Below are 857 nucleotides of genomic sequence, written 5' to 3'. Positions count from 1 at the left end.
AAACCGGGGTCGGCAAGGAAGTGTTCGTCAAAGCCTTGCATCAGGCCAGTTCCCGCAGCAAAAAACCGTTCATTGCCGTTAACTGTGCGGCGATCCCCGCCGAACTGGTGGAGTCTGAGCTATTCGGCTACGAGAAAGGCGCATTCACCGGCGCCAATCAGAAAGGYAGCATCGGGCTGATTCGCAAGGCGGATAAAGGCACCCTCTTCCTCGATGAAATCGGCGACATGCCGTTGCCGACTCAGGCTCGGTTGTTAAGGGTTTTGCAGGAGCGTTGCGTGCAGCCGGTGGGCAGCAGCGAGTTATTCCCGGTGGATATCCGGATTATTTCGGCGACTAACCGTGCGTTGCGCGAACAGGTCCAGCTGGGGCGGTTCCGTGAAGACCTGTATTACCGCATTGGCGGCCTGACCCTGGAATTGCCGCCGCTACGGGAACGCAGCGACAAGCAGGCGTTGTTCAAACGCCTGTGGGAACAGCACCGCGAGCCGTCGCAGTGGGCCGGGTTGAGTCGTGAAGTGCTGGAACTGTTTGGCCGTCACCCGTGGCCGGGGAATTTGCGTCAGGTCAGCAGCGTGATGCAGGTGGCCTTGGCCATGGCGGAAGAGCAGCCGGTGCGGCCGGAGCATTTGCCGGATGATTTTTTTGTGGATCTGGAGATGGAGCCGGTGGATTCGCCGGAGACTCTGGCGGTGGACTTGAATGATATTGAGGATTTGAATCGGCAGTTGCGGGCGGCTGGGGGGAATATCTCGCACTTGGCCCGACGGCTGGGGGTTAGCCGCAATACCCTTTACAAGCGGTTGCGTCAGGCTGAGTGATGAGTGATGAGTGATGAGTGAACTGTAATCTAGGTG

General features: G+C 58.6%; 1 protein-coding gene. It reads left to right on the top strand.

Annotated elements, in window-relative coordinates:
- On the top strand, positions 1 to 821 hold an 821-nt coding region (locus AC1DRJ_RS30260), incomplete at its 5' end, for a sigma-54-dependent Fis family transcriptional regulator (protein WP_477805351.1).
- Between the last annotated feature and the right edge of the window lie 36 nt (positions 822 to 857).

This window comes from Pseudomonas sp. P5_B2, assembly GCF_056400445.1.
The sequence above is the reverse complement of the archived record's forward strand: the minus strand, read 5'-3'. Positions and strand labels throughout refer to the sequence as shown.